Below are 13,931 nucleotides of genomic sequence, written 5' to 3' on the forward strand. Positions count from 1 at the left end.
GTTTAAATATCTTCTTTTGACTTATCTCCCCCGGCAAACCGGGATGGAATTAGCACCTTCTTGTAAACAAGGGTTGCTAAGGTTTCAACGGGCCTTTCCCTCCACCTTTCTTGATAAGCTATGTAAATGAACTTATTTCTAAATAACTCTTGCAAATATAGGCTTTATTTTTAAAATCCAATGAAAACGTATCTTTCTATTATATAAAGCCCTATTTCTTTACACCAATTTATTTAACAACGTTATTACCGGCTTTATTCATCACGATATTCTGATGATCAATAGATTCCTGGTGAATAATTTTCAAATATGCTTTCATGAATTTCTCTGAAAGGCCGTGAATCCCTCCTTTCACTAATGATTTCTCAATAATTTCCTCCCATCTGTTTGGTTGCAGGATCGTTATTCCCTCATCATTTTTCACATGGCCGATCTCTTCAGAAGTTTTCATTCGGTCACCTAAAAGCTTCATGATATCTTCATCAATCATATCTATGCGGCTACGCAATACATCTAATTTTTCTCTGAATGAAGCATCTTCAACAGAAGTACTCCTCACTACAAGATCTGATAGTAACTGATCTAAAACCGATGGTGTAACCTGCTGATCCTTGTCACTTAAAGCCACTTCAGGGTTAATATGTGATTCAATCATCAAACCATCCATATTCAAATCAAGAGCCTTTTGAGAAACAGCTTGAAGCAAATCGCGGTTTCCACAAATATGGCTCGGATCACAGACCATTGGCATATCCGGAAATCTGCGTTTCATTTCAACTGCCAATTGCCATTTAGGTTCGTTTCGGTATTTCACCTTTTGATGCTGGGCGAATCCACGATGGATCAAACCGATTTTTGTAATTCCGGCTCCCTGTAAACGTTCGATTGCTCCGGTCCACAATTGGATATCAGGATTAAGCGGGTTTTTCACAAATACAGTCGCGTCGGTTCCTCTTAAAGCATCCGCGATTTCCTGCACAGAAAATGGATTCACAGTAGTTCGAGCACCGATCCACATTACATCTACATCGTGTTTTAATGCATCAAATACATGACTGAATTTGGCTACCTCTGCAGAGATGGGAAGACCGGTTTCTTCTTTAGCTTTTTTCATCCATCCTAGAGCTTCTACACCTACACCTTCAAAGCTTCCTGGTCTTGTTCGTGGTTTCCATATTCCAGCGCGTAGAATATCCACCTTACCAGTATCTGCAAGTTCCTTTGCCGTGGATAATAATTGTTCTTCGCTCTCAGCACTACATGGCCCTGAAATTACTACCGGCCTTTTCTGTTTAAATAATTCAATTACGTTCGTTTTCATTGGAATGACTTTTTTATTAAAAATTTTGAGACATAAAAAAAGCCTCCCGGAATTGGGAGGCTCTGTTAATACATTTATAAACTAAAACATACTATGGCCTCCCTTTTATTCTATAATAAAAGAAAAAGAAGTAACCAATATATGCTGCTCTGTTCGTAATCATTTGACACTAAGATAAAGTAAAATATTATTAACCATCAAACAATTTCTAATATTTTTATCAAAATTTTAAATTACAAGGCAAAACACTATGTTTTTGATTACTAAACACCCTTATTTTTAAACGAACGGTTGTTTGGATTACTCTAAAATCACCTCATCGGTGGTGGAGCTCAAAGTTTTTGAGCTGGTTTCAATTTCAATCGTAAATACATGTTTCGAAGCCTCTCCAGGAGCCTTTGTAATATATAATGTAAGTGGATCCTTTTGAAAATTATCTAAGAAATAGGCATTGTTAAGATTATCAGCTGAAAATGGAATTCTTTCAGAACCGATATCCAACATATTAAATAAACCCACAAGATTAGTCCCCGCCGGATACTCGCTATTAAAATCATTATCTGAAGTAATGACAACACTTTTTACAGAATCCATCAAAGAATAACTTACTAATGGGGAGCAAGCATAAGCAGTGGTTGAAAATAAGCCATAAGAAGTAGCCTCTGATAAAAAATTCACATTTAAGTCCAGGCTTTGCATAAGAACAAATTCATATACTGCATCTAATGTATCGGTATCCTGATATTGCTCAAATCCAGCTCCTGTTGCCTTCTGAATAGAAGAATTAGAAATCATTAATGCTTACCTGCAAAGTACCTCCTTCATCACCTTTACACTCATCACAAGAAGGAATACCAAAAATAAAAAATGACATTACGGAAATTTTAAGGATTATAGTTTTAAAATGTCTCATTCTAGTTGATAGTTTAATTAAAATTCCTTTAAAAGTAATTCAATTAAATTTAATGTTAAGATAAAACAAAGGTATTCCGTTTTCTGTATCCAGACCCTGTCAAAGTCAAAATTATGGCTTAAATAAGCTATTTTCGCAGATATGACACCAAGGTGACATCTATATGTCGTCTAAAAGACTGATGTAACAGACTACTTTTACATCAAACAAAATGATAAAAAAAATGACTAATTCATTATCCAAAAATTTAATCTACCAACGAAAACTTAAAGGGCTTACACAAAAAGAATTGTCTGACCGAACTAATATAACTGTAAGAACTATTCAGCGAATTGAAAAAGGAGAAACTGAACCTCATCTTCAAACTGTAAAATTACTAGCTGTTGCAATGGATATTGATGTGGACACTCTTTTGCCTCTTAATAACCCACGCGAAGAAGACATACAAAAAAAATGGCTACTCCTTCTTCATGCTACCCCTTTTTTAGGCTCCGTCATTCCACTATTTAACATCCTGGCTCCGGTATTTATCTGGATTCATAAAAGAGAAGACAACAAAATATATGATATTCATGGCCGTAAGGTATTAAACTTTCAATTGACAATGACACTGGTTTTTCTTTTCGCCCTTTCAGGAATGATGTTCATTGGACATTTAATTATGCAAGGCACTCCATTAATGATCTTTCTGTTTTTTGGCGTTTTAATTTATACCTTCATAGTAATGTGTGTAAACATATACCTGGTCATCAAAGACAGAAAATGCTATTACCCCCTTTCAATCCCGTTTCTTTCTATTAAAAGAAAAGCGAAAAACAAAATGGCAACAATTGTCCTCATCGTTTCTTCATTCTTTTTTTCCTGTTCTTCGCACGCCCAAACTGTTAGCAGGCTTGATGGATCGCAAATTACTGTAGATTCTTTAGATCGAAAGATTAAACAATTGATGACTGATGCAAAAGTCACAGGAATGGCAATAACCATTTTTAATGATGGGAAATCAGTTTATAGCAAAGCCCATGGTTATCGAAATAAAAAGGAAAGCCTGATTTTAACTGATTCTTCTAATATCTATGGAGCCTCTTTAAGTAAAGCTGTTTTCTCTGTTATCGCTATGAAGCTAGTGGAAGAAGGTTTTATTGATCTGGACACACCCTTAGAAAGCTATTTAGATAAAAAGATTTACGAATATGTCCCTCAAACCAGGTGGCACGATGATTATTCAAACCTTAAAAATGACACTCTTTATCATAAAATCACTGCCAGAATGTGTTTAGCTCATACGAGCGGATTTCCCAATTGGCGCTTTTTCCTTCCTGATCAAAAACTAAAAGTTACCCAGGAGCCTGGTGAGGGTTATTTATACTCAGGTGAGGGGATGGTCTATCTTCAGGTTGTGTTGGAAAAACTAACAGGCAAAGGATTTGAAGAATTAGCTAGTGAAATAATATTCGAACCTCTTCAAATGACCAATAGTAGCTATGAATTTAAACCCTCTTTTGAAAAAAGCATGGCTTATGGACATAACAAAGATGAACAGCCTTATCAGAAAGATAAAGACAATGAGCCTCGTGCTCCAAGCACCCTTGAAACAACACTTGAAGATTACACCAAATTCATGACGGCAGTTTTTCAACGTAAATTGATATCTGAAAATTCATGGCAGGAAATATTTAAACCGCAAGTAAGAATCAGAACTTTGAAACAGTTTGGCCCGCTTTCTAAACAAACTGGCTCATACAATGATGACATCAAATTGAGTTATGGACTTGGCTGGGGTATATTTTTTACTCCTTATGGTAAAGCTGCTTTCAAGGAAGGGCACGGTAGTGGGTTTATACACCATTCGGTGATATTTCCAGAAGCCGGTAAAGGAATACTGATAATGACCAATAGCGAAAATGGAAATAGTATTTTCAAAGAACTGCTTGAGGCAACTTTAAAAGACACGTATACTCCCTGGGAATGGGAGAACTATATTCCTTTTGAACAAAAGGCAAGCAATTAATCGCAAGGTTGTGAATGCGTTTTTTTATATTGCCCCGATTATTGACATAATTAATTTTTAAGCTAATTGACAAGGGCATTGGCTGATAATAATGAAAAGCGATAAAGCTCAAATACAGACTTTTTGGTTTACAATAATAAATTACCTCGGCACTGTAATCGGGATATTTTCTACCATTTTTATATATCCCTATTATAAAGATTTATACGGGAAGGTAGGGTTTATTGACAGTGCTGCTCAAATATTAATACCCATTCTGGTATTTGGAGGTAGCCATGCTATAATTCATTTTTACCCGACCCTTACAAAAGACAATAAATCAAAACTTTTTAGCTTTAGCCTAAAAAATATACTCATCATCTCCCTTGGAATAGGTATTCTTATTCTTTTGGGAGATTTATTCATTGATAGTGGAAAATATAAATATATCTATTACTCTTTCCCAATTGCAATAGCTCTGGCTGCTCTGGAAGTATTTAAAAAGCAGGCTGCAACAATTCAAAAAATTGCTATCCCAACTCTTTTTGAGAAAATCATCCCTAAAATCAGTCTTCTATTAATATTTATCCTGGTTATCATCGAGGTTTTCAATGAAACATCAGGTTTGATCTTTTTTATTATATCCTATTTATTGGTCTTCACTTTAAGTTCTTTATATGTATATAAAAAGTCTGACCTATCGATCAGATTTAATACTAAAGGGCTCTTTGAGCAAGTCGAAAGAAGGGAGTATTTTGTTTATGTATTTTATTCATTCCTTGTAAGCTGGGGATCTTTTCTTGCTTTCAGACTTGATGGATTGATGATCCCGCTTTTTCTGGATTTTCAGGATAACGGTTCATATAAAATTGCAGTAAACCTGTCATCAGCGATTAGTGTTCCTGCAATTGGAATATTCACGATATATGCTCCTAAAATTTCAGCATTAGTGAAGAACAATGATATTGATACATTAAATGTCAAATATACTGAAACGGCTAAGATTCTTTTTTTTATAGGTTTCATTATGGTAGGCTGTATCATTATTGGGATCAAGCTCTTTTTTCAATTACTACCAAGTGGTAAAGAACTTATGGATTCAGCTTCGGTGATTTACATATTATCGATTAATATGTTGATCAACATGGGGACTGGGTTGAATACCGAAATAATTACCTATTCAAAGTATTACAGATTCAATATTGTATCAGTTTTAAGTCTTGTAGTAGTAAATATAGCTTTAAATCTATATGTTTTGACACAAACAAGCTATGGTATCGTAGGAGTTGCTATTGCTTCACTGATTGCTGTAACATTATTTAATGCTGTAAAACTTATATTTATTTATAAGAAATTTAAAATTCTACCTTTTGATATCGGGTATCTAAAGCTCTTCTTATCATTAAACCTTATTTACCTGGTAGTATATCTAATTCCGGAATTCAATAATTTATGGATCACTCTGATTTTTAAAATTGGACTGGCAATTGGATTGTCACTTTTCGTTGTTTATCAGTTAAAATTAGTTCATGCCTATAATCAATGGGTCAATAAACTAATCAGCCGATTCTCTCAATAAATAGCTCTGATTTATTCACATTTTAAGACCGTACCTTGGGCCTTGTAAATCCGATGCCCTGGTTCGTGTCTCCACCATAGCCGTCAACCTAAGAGTAATTTCAGCCTGATTCATAGCCATGTAGTCATGGCTAAATTTTATTTTCCATGATTTTTTTATTGCCATTATTACGGAATGGCTGACCGTTTTTGTTATTAACAATATCGCAATTAAACACTTGAATAGCAAGCAGTTAAATTAGTATTTCAGCTATTAATTTACTTCCTTTTTTATATTCTTTTTCGTGGTGTTTACGCGTTATTTTATTCAACTTCATCAGCCATTTATAAAAGGATTCCGGATCTTGAAGTAAGCTCAAATTTAAAGTGGTTGATCTATCTACCATAGTTCGTGTAAACTTATGAAGGCTAATCTCTTTTCGACTAGTTTCTTCGAATAACTTCAAAATAGACCAGTTGAGCATTACCCATATAAACTTAATTAGAATTACGCACTCTAACCTGACTGCATTCATAGCATGGATCTTGTGTAATTGGAGAATACTTTTCCAGGTCTTGAAAATAAGTTCTATTTGCCAGCGAAGAGTATATAACTCATAAACACTTTTTGCTGAACATTTGTCTTTTTCGATGTTGGTTACAAATAGGTTTAATCCACTGCTTTCCTCTGCTAACTTACTTAAAGCTCCTCTTTTGGATCGTTTCTTCTTTATTCGAACTTGCCTTTGCTCTTCAGTAAGTAGATTGGCTATTAGTCTGACAGGCATTAAGATCTTACTCCCTAGAAAAATTTCAAGATCAAGATATTTTTCTTTTTGAGAAGTAAGTTTATTTCTGATGTCCTGAATGGTAAGTTTTTTTAATTCACCATCATGTTTGATAAACATTGACCATTGAGCTTTTGCTCTACTTACAAAGTATATATCTCGTTGACTTATCTCTTCTAAAACCTTTGGAGAGTTGTATCCTAAGTCACGAAGTAGCAATGCATTGGGAGGTATTTGGTCTAGTTGTTTTCTACCAGCTGTCACATCAGAGTCTAAAGCAGATCCTAAAGACAATTCTGTTACTTTTCCTCTTAGTAATTCATATTCGAGTTGTACCTGGGCTACCGCATCAGTTCCAGAACCACCATATCCAGGGAAAGAATCAGCTAAGTTTTTAGTCACTCTAAACTCAGAACTATCCATTATTCGAATCTCACTAAATAAAGAACGAGAATAGATACTTTTCCGACTGATTTGTGAAGCAATCACTTCTTGTAGTAATTGAAGCAACATGGCTTTGGTCCTGTTGTTAAAACGCTTATCAAAGGCTTGCTTGGAAATACTCTTTGAAGTGTTGTATTCCATAGAAATACTGTAGTCACTGAGCGTTGGGCAACTTCTGGAGTTTGAGAAAAATACAGTGTTTAAAAAGGACTCTGGAGTTATCGTAGATGTCCGCTGCTTAAAACCTGTTTTTTTTTGCTATCGCTTCAAGTTGTTCGCTGGATACAAGCTTGTGAACATAATTAGAAAAATCCTTGATTCTTCTTGTTAAAAGTGTTTTTCGTTTGTTTTCCCATGCTTTTTTTGCTTAGGTTGACGGCTATGGTGTCTCCACGAAACAGATTAAACATTCAATTAAATTAAGGCAGGATTACCTAACGGTGATCCTGGTCTGGGGCGGTGCTAATGAAAACCCACCCCCTATCGGGGGCTAGTTTTGTTGTTTATGCCAGTCAAGATCAAGCAAGCTTGGTATCATATAATATTGATCCATCATAATCTACTGCCCCTGGTTCAAGCGTCGCGCTTGGACCATTTATAATGATAAATTGGCAGGATTACCTAACGGTGATCCTGAGTTTTGGGGCGGTGCTAATGAAAACCCACCCCCTATCGGGGGCTAGTTTTGTTGTTTATACCAGTCAAGATCAAGCAAGCTTGGCTTATTACTCCAATGATGCCCTGGTTCGTGTCTCCACGAAACAGATTAAACAGCTTTTTTATTTATGGCAGGATTACCTAGCGGTGATCTTTAAGATAAAAGTAGCTTCAGTTTAATAAAGCAATCCTATCATCCTTCCATCCTATTAATCCTAGCACTGACGATGCTAACGCATATCAGTATTTTCAATTCAGACATCTAGGATTACCTAACGGTGACCAAAAAAACAGTAAAGAGAACGAAGAGCGAGTGTGGAGTCGATTTCGATGGATCATCTGTATTCTGGTTCAAGCGTCGCGCTTGGACCGTTTAGATGATTATTTGGCAGGATTACCTAACGGTGATCCTGGTCTGGGGTCGGTGCTAATGAAAACCCATCCCGCTATCGCGGAATTGTTTTGTTGTTTATAACCTCCTAGCTCAAGCGAGCTTGGCTAGTCTGCTATAAACAACAAAACCCAGCACAAAAGTGCTGGGTTTTCATTGTCGGGGTGGCAGGATTCGAACCTGCGACCTCCTCGTCCCAAACGAGGCGCGATAACCGGGCTACGCTACACCCCGAAAATTTTTTAATCTACCCTTTTGGTATCTTTAACGGGGTGCAAATATAGGATGTTTATTTTTTTTCGCACGCCTTATTTAATTATTTTTTCAGATTTTTATTCACACCACCTTTAGTTTTAATTTTCCCCTCTTTACTCATCGCCATACTTTTCCTTCTGGTCATCTTTTTGACATACTCTACCTTCCTGAACCTCAACGCACTCCAGTCTTCATCTATAGCTACCATCCGTACAGGCTCCAATCCGGCATCACCTAAAACCTGCCAGCCATTGTCCCGATTAAAATCGCATTTATATTTCTTACTGCTTCCTTTAGGATAGCAATACCACACTAAAGCATCTCCCGCTAAACGACTTTTTATCTGTGAAAAAGAAGCATCAATCTGCTCTTTCAGAGTTACAAAAATGACAATGAATTCTATTTCTTCTGCATTATCTATATTCCTATAGACTTTAATCTTAGATGGAAGTCTTTGAATATTTGCATTGAAACTTTCCGGGGCATCAATTACAAAGACCTCATTGTGATCTTTTAAATTCATTTTCTTAAATACAGAATCCATAGATTTGAATATTTTTAATCAATCTTTCTCTTAAATAAATTACAATTCGAGATACCTCCTCAATAAATTAGATATCAATGTTAAATTTTTGGAAAGGAAATAAGGATCATTCAACTTTCTCTCATCCAGCGGCAACGTTACTGCAAGAATATTTCCGTTTTCAATTATTTTAAACTCCTTCTTTAATCGCTGAAAAACAAAAGTCTCTCTTACGTCTTGTTGAAAGGGTACTATTGGAATAATTAAAATCTTATTTTTTTTGTCATCATCAAGATCAAAATGTATATCCACTTTAAAGTGCATATTTTGATATTCACCGCTTAAACTTGGAGATAGATCCTGAACAAGACTTCCCTGACCCTCCAATTGAAATTCAAACCCTAATTGTGAAAAAGCCGGTGTTGAAAAGTATTTTAATCTCGCTCTTAAATTTGACCAATTATGAGCAACAGCGGCACTAACCAGAAATAAGGAAAACAATACCGAGTATAATAAAGAGGATGGAATTCTTTGGATCAACATATTAAATAAATCTCCATCCTTAAAAATTACAGGTAAAAAAGTAAATGGAAATATTATCAAGGTAACGAGAATAAATCCCCTGATCAGGGTCTTATATTCCATTTTTATCAATCTGAACATCTATTAGATATAAAACTAAATTAAAACATGCCATTATCATTTTTGGCTGTATCAGGAATTACTTGTAGCACATCCCAATGTTCAACAATTTTCCCTTCTTCATCGAATCTAAATATATCAATCCCAGCATAATCTTTATCTCCGGGCCAATGCTGATAACAATGCAATACAACCAAATTTCCTTCAGCAATAGCTCTTTTAAATTCTACCCTCTTTCCGGGATATTCCATAGCCATCTTTTCAAAGTATTCGATAAAAGCATTTTTACCGTCACCAACATCCGGGTTATGCTGAATATACTCACTCCCGACAAAATTACTTACTGCTACTGCAGGCAGACATTGATTAAACATCATATCATAGAATGAAATGGCATTTTGTTTATTGATTTCGGCAGAAGATTTCATTATTGACTGATTTGAATTGTTGTTAAATATATAAAAAAAGCCTGCAAGTATCCTTGCAGGCTCTAACAATTTAAATCGCAAAATTTAAATTACATTGTATCTTCAGTAAAGGTGATATTCATATCAATTGATACAAACGGATCATCAACTCCAAATAATGAACCAGGAAGTTGAAGAGCAACATCACCATTGATATTTCCACCAGTTTCATCAAGATTGTTCAAAGTTACAGGAACGTTAGTACCGCCTATGTTTAAAGTAAGCAAAAGCTGCGAACGGCTGTCGTTTACCGACCAGGTACCCTGTTGTGATGGATCCCCACCTTCGCCTTTACATAGGTAATTAACAATTCCACCACTAGTAAGCTGTACTCGAACATTTGCCGCATCAGTACAGCTTACGTCAGATAGTAATGCACCAGCGATTTGAGCAGTAATATCTGCACCAGCAGGAGCAATTACATTATCTTGAGAATCAACAATTGCTTGATTTGTTGTCGCATCAGATAAGATATATAATCCCACCAATGGATCTTGTGGATCATCATCATCATCGCATGAAACATTGATAAAAAGTGCTAAAAATAATAGCGGTAACGCAAGTAAAATTCGGTTCTTTTTCATGATTGTCGTTATTGTTTTAATTATATTGACTACGATTATACAAATAGATAATGATAATTAAAAGTAAATATTGCATTTCCGCCCCCTATTTTTGGACTTATTTATTAGTCTTTTTACTCTCCTTTAATAGCCAGGCACAGTCTATAATTGTGAAAGGAAAAGTATCAGATCAGGATGGGAAACCACTGCAGGGGGTAAATGTGTATTTTCAGGGAACGTTTAAAGGCAATAGTACTTTAGAGGATGGGACTTTCACTCTTAAATCAGACCTTCCAACACCTCAAACACTTGTTTTTAGTATGATCGGTTATGAAACCGTTACAGATACGATCCTTCTTCCAGGTACATATACAAAAATATTATTCTTGCAGAAAAAAACCTACTGGGAGAAGAAATTGTTGTTTCAGCCTCCCGGGTTGAAGAAAGCATTCTAGTCTCTCCAGTAACAATCGAAAAGCTAGACATCGTCGATCTAAGACTGATGCCCCAGGCCAATTTCTATGATGGTTTATATAAGTTAAAGGGGGTAGACATGAATGTTCAGAGTATAACATTGAGAAATGTCAACACAAGGGGGTTTAATGGAAATACAAATTTCCGCTTCAATCAGATAATCGACGGAGTTAACAACCAGGCTCCGGGGCTGAGCTTTAGCGCCGGGAATTTATTGGGACTACCTCCGGTAGACGTTGAAAGTGTTGAACTGGTAACCGGAGCCTCCTCTGTGATCTATGGACCAGGCGGACTTAACGGAACTCTTGTCATGACAAGCAAGGATCCTTTTGAATTTCAAGGACTCTCAGGAAGCGTTCAGACTGGCTTAATGCGATTTGGCATCGATGAAGCTTCAAGCCCTACACCTTATTATGACATCAACATTAGATACAGCAAGGTCTTAAGTGAAAAACTCGCATTTAAATTCGCCGGAAATTACCTGCAGGCAAAAGACTGGATAGCTAGTGATTACAGGGACAAAAATAATTTAGACGACCCAACAAGAAACAGGTATAATACAACTAATTATGATGGAGTAAATATTTATGGTGATGAAATAGCCATAGATATCGGGGCACAAGCACCGGGGATCGCTGATCAGGCAGCAAGGGCACAGGGAGCTACTCCGGGCTCAGATGAGTATAATCAGATTTATAATACAGTTTTTAATGCATTTACAGAAGATGGCCCTTTTAAGGTTACCAGGAGTGGATGGGCGGAAAAAGATCTGGTGAATTATGACGCTTATAATGCAAAGGGAATACTCTCAGCACATTATAAATTTAATGAAAACACTACAGCCATTTTACAAGGCGGCATGGCTGAAGGGCAAGCGGTCTATTCCGCACAAAATAGGTTTTCAATTAATGACTTCAGACTTTATAATGTTAAGGCAGAAATAAAAAACCCCGATTATGAAATTCGATACTGGTGGGTAAAAGAAGATGCAGGGTATACCTACGATGCAGGTGCGACAGCCGCATTGATCAATGAAGCATGGAAGCCCAGTGAAGTATGGTTTCAGGATTATATTCAGGGATACCTTACCGGGAAGCTCGGGTTTAATTTAGACAGGGAAAGTGCTCATCGGTTTGCCCTGTTAAATGCAGACAATAGAGATATTAATGGCAATATTCAGGATCCTGAAAAACCCGCTAAACCCCTGGGAGGAACAAACCAATTTAATCAATATAAAAATCAGATTTCAGAACAACCAATTGGTCAGGGTGGATCCAGAGTTTTGGACTTTAGTGCTCTGAGTCAGTTTGAAGGAATTTATAATTTTTCCCGTCTGGTAAAAAAATTCGAATTAATAGCCGGTTTTCAGTACAGGTTATTTAACATCGATAGTGATGGAACTGTATTTTATGACACCCCGGGAAATCCGATAACCACCTATCAATATGGAGGATTCATTCAGTTCATCGACTCCTATTTTGATGATAAATTACGAATCAATTTATCATCAAGATACGATAAAGACGAAAATTTTAAAGGCAGGTTCACTCCTCGAGCATCAGCAGTTATTTCTCTTGGTAAAAACAAAGAACACAATATTAGATCTTCCGTCCAGTCTGCGTTCAGATTTCCTGCTATAGCAGATCAATGGCTTGACATTCAAGTCGGTCCTGTCCAGACTATAGGCGGCCAGGATGAAATACTTGACAAATACGGCCTTTTTACCCAACCAACCTACCCGTTAAATGGTTCTGACCCGATAACCTCTCAACCCGATACGACAGCAATTTACGATGAAAAACCATCTTTCAGAGCCGAAACATTGGTTTCTTATGAACTGGGATACAAAGGCCTGCTTCTTCAGAAAAGTCTGATGATCGATGCCGAAATTTTTGTTAATCAATATGATGGGTTTCAGGGAAACCTCCTGGTTGTTCAGGATCCTTATACTCCCGAAGAGCAAAGATATCAAACTGTTATTAGTCAGGATCAAAAAGTAATTAACTGGGGATGGGCAATGGGTATTGACTGGATGCTACCGGGAAGCTTCATTCTTGGAGGAAATGTATCGTATAGCACGCTAGGTGAAAACCAGGAATTCCAACAAGGCTTCCAAACCAGGTTTAACACTCCTGAATACCGATACAACCTTTACTTAAATAAGTATCGTTTATGGAAGCAATTCGGTTTTGGAATTAACTGGCATTGGCAGGAAGCATTTATCTGGGAATCTTCTTTTGGAACAGGTGAAATACCATCATACGGCAGCCTGGATGTCCAGGTAACATGGCGTCTGCCTAAAATTAGATCTGCAGTAAAAATCGGAGGTTCTAATATCCTTAATGACTACTATGTTACCAGCTTTGGCAGTTCACAAATCGGAGGTTTATATTATGTGAAATTCATCTATGATCAAAACCTTTAAACGCGTTCACAATACACTATATAATGTCGGGGTGTAAATCTTCTCAAAATAGGCCTGAAACCAAGTTTCGAATCATAACTCATCCACTTTTCAGAATCAACAATCTTCCAGCCGGTTTTTTCAAGTAAAAAATCAAATTGCTTGGGCTCAAACTCATGATAATGCTTATCCCAGTCATCCTTCTCATTCCAGTAAGCATCGGAAAACCATAATTTTAAGGGTACAGAAGCAAAAAGTTTTGTTGCAGTAGTATTTTTCAGAAAATTATAAGGAGCAAACAAGTGTTCAAAAATCTCGAAGGCAGTTACCACATCAACATCCAGGTCAGTGTATTTATCATATTCATCATCCAGATTTTCACCTTTGGTATTAATTACCTGGTATCCCTCCTCAGCCATAATCTCTGAAAAGGGATTTTGAATCCCCAGATCAAGAATCTTAGCTCCTTCCCCAAGGTGCTTTTTTATAAAGCCAATAGTCTTTTGATACCTTTTATCATGCCTCTTCCTATCTATTTTTTCCAT

13 protein-coding genes, 1 tRNA gene, 1 pseudogene and 1 riboswitch are annotated in these 13,931 nt (G+C 36.5%); of the genes and pseudogenes, 4 read left to right on the plus strand and 11 right to left on the minus strand.

Features of this window, described 5'->3' with window-relative positions:
- Positions 1-18 precede the first annotated feature (18 nt).
- A riboswitch (SAM riboswitch) is annotated at positions 19-120 on the minus strand.
- 109 nt (positions 121-229) lie between these two features.
- The 3 genes from DCC35_RS19815 to DCC35_RS21650 all read right to left on the minus strand — a co-directional run bounded on the left by DCC35_RS19815 (position 230) and on the right by DCC35_RS21650 (position 2,234).
- Positions 230-1,321, minus strand: a complete 1,092-nt coding sequence (locus DCC35_RS19815; RefSeq protein WP_137092447.1) for a chorismate mutase — start codon at positions 1,319-1,321, stop codon at positions 230-232.
- Between the two features lie 300 nt (positions 1,322-1,621).
- A complete protein-coding gene (locus DCC35_RS19820) occupies positions 1,622-2,116 on the minus strand; it encodes a DUF5034 domain-containing protein (protein WP_137092448.1) in 495 nt (164 codons plus the stop codon).
- Positions 2,106-2,234, minus strand: coding sequence for a hypothetical protein (locus DCC35_RS21650; RefSeq protein WP_262710363.1), 129 nt, complete (start codon positions 2,232-2,234; stop codon positions 2,106-2,108). Before DCC35_RS21650 ends, DCC35_RS19820 begins: the two co-directional genes overlap by 11 nt.
- 223 nt (positions 2,235-2,457) lie before the next feature.
- Here DCC35_RS21650 and DCC35_RS19825 point away from each other — a divergent pair, with 223 nt between their 5' ends.
- Together DCC35_RS19825 and DCC35_RS19830 are read left to right on the plus strand one after the other, a co-directional pair.
- Complete coding sequence (locus DCC35_RS19825; RefSeq protein WP_137092449.1) at positions 2,458-4,242, plus strand: serine hydrolase; 1,785 nt, start codon at positions 2,458-2,460, stop codon at positions 4,240-4,242.
- Positions 4,243-4,333: 91 nt separating this feature from the next.
- Positions 4,334-5,800 (plus strand): lipopolysaccharide biosynthesis protein, encoded by a 1,467-nt coding sequence (locus tag DCC35_RS19830; protein WP_137092450.1) that lies wholly within the window; start codon positions 4,334-4,336, stop codon positions 5,798-5,800.
- 15 nt (positions 5,801-5,815) lie between these two features.
- Here DCC35_RS19830 and DCC35_RS20780 read toward each other — a convergent pair whose 3' ends face one another.
- From DCC35_RS20780 to DCC35_RS19860, 7 genes and pseudogenes are all read right to left on the minus strand, one after another.
- Complete coding sequence (locus DCC35_RS20780; protein ID WP_175402881.1) at positions 5,816-5,965, minus strand: hypothetical protein; 150 nt, start codon at positions 5,963-5,965, stop codon at positions 5,816-5,818.
- Positions 5,966-6,032: 67 nt separating this feature from the next.
- Positions 6,033-7,253, minus strand: a pseudogene (locus DCC35_RS19835) (IS4 family transposase); the annotation flags it as partial.
- 964 nt (positions 7,254-8,217) lie between these two features.
- Positions 8,218-8,292 (minus strand) — tRNA-Pro (locus tag DCC35_RS19840).
- An 82-nt stretch (positions 8,293-8,374) separates the two neighbouring features.
- Positions 8,375-8,857, minus strand: a complete 483-nt coding sequence (locus DCC35_RS19845) for a hypothetical protein (protein WP_137092452.1) — start codon at positions 8,855-8,857, stop codon at positions 8,375-8,377.
- Between the two features lie 39 nt (positions 8,858-8,896).
- A complete protein-coding gene (locus DCC35_RS19850; RefSeq protein WP_137092453.1) occupies positions 8,897-9,481 on the minus strand; it encodes a hypothetical protein in 585 nt (194 codons plus the stop codon).
- A gap of 38 nt (positions 9,482-9,519) precedes the next feature.
- Positions 9,520-9,906 (minus strand): nuclear transport factor 2 family protein, encoded by a 387-nt coding sequence (locus DCC35_RS19855; RefSeq protein WP_137092454.1) that lies wholly within the window; start codon positions 9,904-9,906, stop codon positions 9,520-9,522.
- 89 nt (positions 9,907-9,995) lie between these two features.
- Positions 9,996-10,529, minus strand: coding sequence for a hypothetical protein (locus DCC35_RS19860; RefSeq protein WP_137092455.1), 534 nt, complete (start codon positions 10,527-10,529; stop codon positions 9,996-9,998).
- A 149-nt stretch (positions 10,530-10,678) separates the two neighbouring features.
- Here DCC35_RS19860 and DCC35_RS19865 point away from each other — a divergent pair, with 149 nt between their 5' ends.
- Both DCC35_RS19865 and DCC35_RS19870 read left to right on the plus strand, forming a co-directional pair.
- Positions 10,679-10,963 carry a carboxypeptidase-like regulatory domain-containing protein gene (locus tag DCC35_RS19865; protein ID WP_175402882.1) on the plus strand — a complete coding sequence of 95 codons (285 nt, stop codon included), beginning with the start codon at positions 10,679-10,681 and terminating at the stop codon, positions 10,961-10,963.
- Positions 10,964-10,977: 14 nt separating this feature from the next.
- Positions 10,978-13,407 carry a TonB-dependent receptor plug domain-containing protein gene (locus DCC35_RS19870; RefSeq protein ID WP_394347747.1) on the plus strand — a complete coding sequence of 810 codons (2,430 nt, stop codon included), beginning with the start codon at positions 10,978-10,980 and terminating at the stop codon, positions 13,405-13,407.
- Here the strand turns inward: DCC35_RS19870 and DCC35_RS19875 are convergent.
- A complete protein-coding gene (locus tag DCC35_RS19875) occupies positions 13,404-13,931 on the minus strand; it encodes a methyltransferase domain-containing protein (protein WP_137092458.1) in 528 nt (175 codons plus the stop codon). The genes DCC35_RS19870 and DCC35_RS19875 overlap by 4 nt on opposite strands.

The sequence above is a fragment of the Mangrovivirga cuniculi genome (genome assembly GCF_005166025.1).
Classification (GTDB): Bacteria; Bacteroidota; Bacteroidia; order Cytophagales; family Cyclobacteriaceae; genus Mangrovivirga; species Mangrovivirga cuniculi.

Excerpts from the sequence above, each read along its gene's own strand:
- DCC35_RS19815 (WP_137092447.1), bottom strand. The coding sequence starts at position 1,321 with ATGAAAACGAACGTAATTGAATTATTTAAACAGAAAAGGCCGGTAGTA.
- DCC35_RS19825 (WP_137092449.1), top strand. The coding sequence starts at position 2,458 with ATGACTAATTCATTATCCAAAAATTTAATCTACCAACGAAAACTTAAA.
- DCC35_RS19850 (WP_137092453.1), bottom strand. The coding sequence starts at position 9,481 with ATGGAATATAAGACCCTGATCAGGGGATTTATTCTCGTTACCTTGATA.
- DCC35_RS19830 (WP_137092450.1), top strand. The coding sequence starts at position 4,334 with ATGAAAAGCGATAAAGCTCAAATACAGACTTTTTGGTTTACAATAATA.
- DCC35_RS19855 (WP_137092454.1), bottom strand. The coding sequence starts at position 9,906 with ATGAAATCTTCTGCCGAAATCAATAAACAAAATGCCATTTCATTCTAT.
- DCC35_RS21650 (WP_262710363.1), bottom strand. The coding sequence starts at position 2,234 with ATGAGACATTTTAAAACTATAATCCTTAAAATTTCCGTAATGTCATTT.
- DCC35_RS19875 (WP_137092458.1), bottom strand. The coding sequence starts at position 13,931 with ATGGAAAAAATAGATAGGAAGAGGCATGATAAAAGGTATCAAAAGACT.
- DCC35_RS19860 (WP_137092455.1), bottom strand. The coding sequence starts at position 10,529 with ATGAAAAAGAACCGAATTTTACTTGCGTTACCGCTATTATTTTTAGCA.
- DCC35_RS19820 (WP_137092448.1), bottom strand. The coding sequence starts at position 2,116 with ATGATTTCTAATTCTTCTATTCAGAAGGCAACAGGAGCTGGATTTGAG.
- DCC35_RS19845 (WP_137092452.1), bottom strand. The coding sequence starts at position 8,857 with ATGGATTCTGTATTTAAGAAAATGAATTTAAAAGATCACAATGAGGTC.
- DCC35_RS20780 (WP_175402881.1), bottom strand. The coding sequence starts at position 5,965 with ATGGCAATAAAAAAATCATGGAAAATAAAATTTAGCCATGACTACATG.